At 40.7% G+C, this 3,377-nt stretch carries 6 protein-coding genes; all 6 read right to left on the reverse strand.

The window, feature by feature from the left end; genetic code table 11:
* Nucleotides 1–147 precede the first annotated feature (147 nt).
* On the reverse strand, nucleotides 148–837 hold the full coding sequence (gene istB / locus LY11_RS26240; protein WP_211321668.1) for an IS21-like element helper ATPase IstB: 690 nt from the start codon (nucleotides 835–837) through the stop codon (nucleotides 148–150).
* A 30-nt stretch (nucleotides 838–867) separates the two neighbouring features.
* A complete protein-coding gene (locus LY11_RS26245) occupies nucleotides 868–1,233 on the reverse strand; it encodes a hypothetical protein (protein WP_146610948.1) in 366 nt (121 codons plus the stop codon).
* 7 nt (nucleotides 1,234–1,240) lie between these two features.
* Nucleotides 1,241–1,414: a Mu transposase domain-containing protein gene (locus tag LY11_RS27360; RefSeq protein ID WP_394340923.1), complete on the reverse strand. Its 174-nt coding sequence runs from the start codon at nucleotides 1,412–1,414 to the stop codon at nucleotides 1,241–1,243.
* A complete protein-coding gene (locus tag LY11_RS26250) occupies nucleotides 1,386–1,790 on the reverse strand; it encodes a hypothetical protein (RefSeq protein ID WP_170132792.1) in 405 nt (134 codons plus the stop codon). The genes LY11_RS27360 and LY11_RS26250 overlap by 29 nt, the downstream gene beginning before the upstream one ends.
* Nucleotides 1,787–2,392 (reverse strand): hypothetical protein, encoded by a 606-nt coding sequence (locus LY11_RS26840; RefSeq protein ID WP_170132793.1) that lies wholly within the window; start codon nucleotides 2,390–2,392, stop codon nucleotides 1,787–1,789. Before LY11_RS26840 ends, LY11_RS26250 begins: the two co-directional genes overlap by 4 nt.
* Before the next feature lie 184 nt (nucleotides 2,393–2,576).
* The gene (locus LY11_RS26255; protein ID WP_111636536.1) at nucleotides 2,577–3,194 is read right to left on the reverse strand and encodes a Fic family protein; all 618 of its coding nucleotides are present in this window, start codon (nucleotides 3,192–3,194) and stop codon (nucleotides 2,577–2,579) included.
* Nucleotides 3,195–3,377 lie beyond the last annotated feature (183 nt).

Consider the following 3,377-nt stretch of genomic DNA (forward strand, 5'->3'; position numbering starts at 1 on the left):
TAGAGAAAGTCGGAATTGCCTTTGAAAAGAAAGCTGGTTTAATAAATAAAGTGTAATTATTTATTAAACTTTCACCAAAATTGACGAAGAACCGCAATGCTGACCCCAGTAGGATTTTAGCTCATCGAGTTTGATGACCTGACGATTTTACTTCTTTTTTCTTGGACTTTCACCTTTTAGTTCAATTCTGTAGGACGTATGCACCATTCGGTCGAGCAGCGCGTTTGCAATTGTATTCACACCAATCACATCATACCAACTAGCTACTGGCAGTTGACTGGCAATAATCGTTGCTTTGCAAGCGTGTCGGTCTTCCATGATTTCCATGAAGTCCATTTGTTGTTGTTGTTCCAAATGTGTTAATCCGAAGTCATCGAGTATCAGCAGATCCGTTCGGGAAAGCTTCTCAAAAAACTTGTAGATCGCACCATCAATCCTGCTCATTTTAGTTTTTAACAGCAATTTCTGAAGGTTATAATAAAACAACTTATATCTCTGGGAACAAGCATTATGACCTAAAGCAGAAACGAAAAAAGATTTTCCAGTACCGGTAGCTCCGGAAACAAGTACTGCTTCTCCTTTAGTAATATAATCTCCTGTAGCTAGATTTGCCACCAGGGATTTTTCCAGCCCACGGGAGGTTTCCATGTGCAGTTCCTGAATGGATGCCTGATAACGGAAATGGGCGCTTTTCTGGAGTCGCTCAAAACGCTTGTCGCTTCGATCATCTTCTTCAGCCTGCATTAGCATTTCCATACCTTCAGTGAAAGAAAGTTCATGATGCTTTCTGGTTTCCATTAATGGCTGCCAGTTACGGCCCATGCCATGCAGACGCAATTGTCTAAGTTATGTTTCTATGTTCATTTTTTAGAATTTGATAGTGGTCTGTGTATAATATTTTTTACCCCGGATGTTTCCATGTATGGGTAGGGATTGTTCTTTTGTGTGATGATCCTGATAATCTTCCCTGTTATTTTGCAGGATGCGACCTACAAAACGATAGGAGAAGTTGCGGTATTCAATAGCCAGCTCACAGGTCTTGGCAAAGGCCGCGGGAGGCGCCTTTTTCTGTAGACGCAGCAAGCCATCACATGTTCGGTATAATTGTTCAGGGTGCCGCGACTGCTCGAAAAGAAGCTGTACAAGCAGGTGTAATTCAGCGGATTTCTCCTTTGCTTTTTCTATATAATAAGCAGGACTTCTATCCATGTAATGACGGTGATAGGAGTTCATGTGTTCTTTAATAGTCGTATATCCGGCGAGCTGATAGGCTCCTTATACGAACTGCAACCTGTCTGCCAGAAGCATAGATATAGACCTTAGAACGTTTGTAAATTACTTTTACACGGCCACCAACGTAGGTAAAAGGTACACTGTAATAATACTTATCCCTGCCAATATAAGATATGGTTATTGTTAGCTACTTTTGGCTCACAATAATACTTCAGTTCAAAAGTGGTGTCGGGCAACGGACAAAGCAAATGCTTCTCAGCAGCCAGAAACCGTTCCTCTCCACACCATGGCTTTTGCTGCATTCGGGTTTGGTTATGTGTTTTTATTTTTCCCTTTATAGCCTCGTTCAGTGCATCCAGAGAAAAGAATTGCCGGTTGCGTAATCGCGCATAGATCCGGTTGTAGATCAGTTTGACCTGGTTCTCAACCAAAGCCTTATCCCGAGGTTTTCGCGATCTTGTGGGAACAACTGTAATATTATAATGATTGGCAAAGTCTTCCAATGAACGGTTCACATCTGGCTCATAACGGTCCGCTTTGATAATAGCTGATTTCAAGTTATCAGGAACCAGTACTTTAGGCGTTCGCCAATATGCTGAAGGCAGCAGCCCAATGCATGAAGGAAGTCGGCAATTCGCTGGCTGGAAACTGCCACAGTAAAGCTGTAATCGGAAAAAGGAAGGCAGGCTACAAATACCTGACAGGCAACCACCTCACCGGTAGAATGATCAATATAATGAAGGGGCTTCCCTGCAAAGTATACGAACAGCTTATCGGCTGGCCAATGCTCCAGTTTCATTCCCGGCCGGCGGGCCCGCAATTGCTGCTGCAGGTGAAAGCAGAACTGCGAATAACTGTAACCTTGCTGGTAATCGATAATATATTCCTCCCAAAGGAGTTTTCTGGTTACACCAACCAGTCCCAATTGCTTCCTGTAGCTTTCCAGATGAGCGCTCAAATGTTCAAACCTGGGATCTTTATAAGCGGGATTACCCGCATGGAATTTACTTTCTAATACTGGATCTTCAAGAGCCAATAATTCAGCTACAGCAGATAGTTGGACATCTTCTAATTTGTTGAAGGAGATGAGCAAAGCATTCTCAGAAACAATCTGCTTGTATTTCTCTAACAGATCTCTGGAGATTAATTGTAAAGTCATTATTCCCATATAGTTTTTCTTTTGAGAAAGGGATTAGCTCGCTGATCCTTTGGGGGGCTTCAAACACTTAATGACCCAATAATTTCTAAGATTGAAGAAGCCCTCGTTTTGCTCGTAATAGAAAGTGTTTTATAAGCCCACTAACGGATTGAGTCTTTATGATAGTTTCTGACTCTTAATCTTTTTATGTTACAGACTTTGGCAACATCAATAAAAATGATAATGCTTTTGAATAGTCTAAATCCTGATATTCCAATCCTAGGGCTCTTATGTTGCTATAGTAAGTTTCATGCTGAGTATAATAGTATTTTTCAGACTGTACAAACCAAGCTTTATTTCCTAATTTCTGAGCAAGAAACCATTTCTCAAACAAACGTCCACTACGCCCGTTCCCATCGTTCCAAGGATGTATTTTTACAAATACGAGATGAATCATGCTGGCAAAAAAGAAAGTCTCTGATATAGTTAGTTCAGTATTCAATAATATCTCCAGATCAGTGTACAATTTATCCATTTCAGACGGCACTTCAAAAGGAGTTGCTGCTACATACTCAATACAACCGTCTTTTGTGGTGACAAACATATTTTGATTTCTAAACTTTCCCAGCCAGTTTGTAGATACGATATGTCTGGCTAAAAGGGAATGCATCTCTGCAAACGTCTCTTTATATGGTCTGTTTTCTGAAGCGAATTGATAAGCAAGGTACAGATCGTCTATCTTGCGGGTATAATCAGGTTGAAATTCAATGTGAAAACGCTTGTGTTTGATGTAAGAATCTAATTCTATAGCTCCCCCTTCAATTTTGCTGGAATAAACAGAGGCTACAGCATGATGGAAGTTAAAATCAGGTGCAGATAGCTGGACATCTTCTAATTTGTTGAAGGAGTTTAGGGATCAAGCAAAAAAGTTGGGGAGTGACTATGCATATATTTTAGATAGCCTAAAAAGAAAGAACTTGACATTTCTCACCCCTCTAAACTGTGA

Source organism: Pedobacter cryoconitis (assembly GCF_003259615.1).
Taxonomy (GTDB): domain Bacteria; phylum Bacteroidota; class Bacteroidia; order Sphingobacteriales; family Sphingobacteriaceae; genus Pedobacter; species Pedobacter cryoconitis.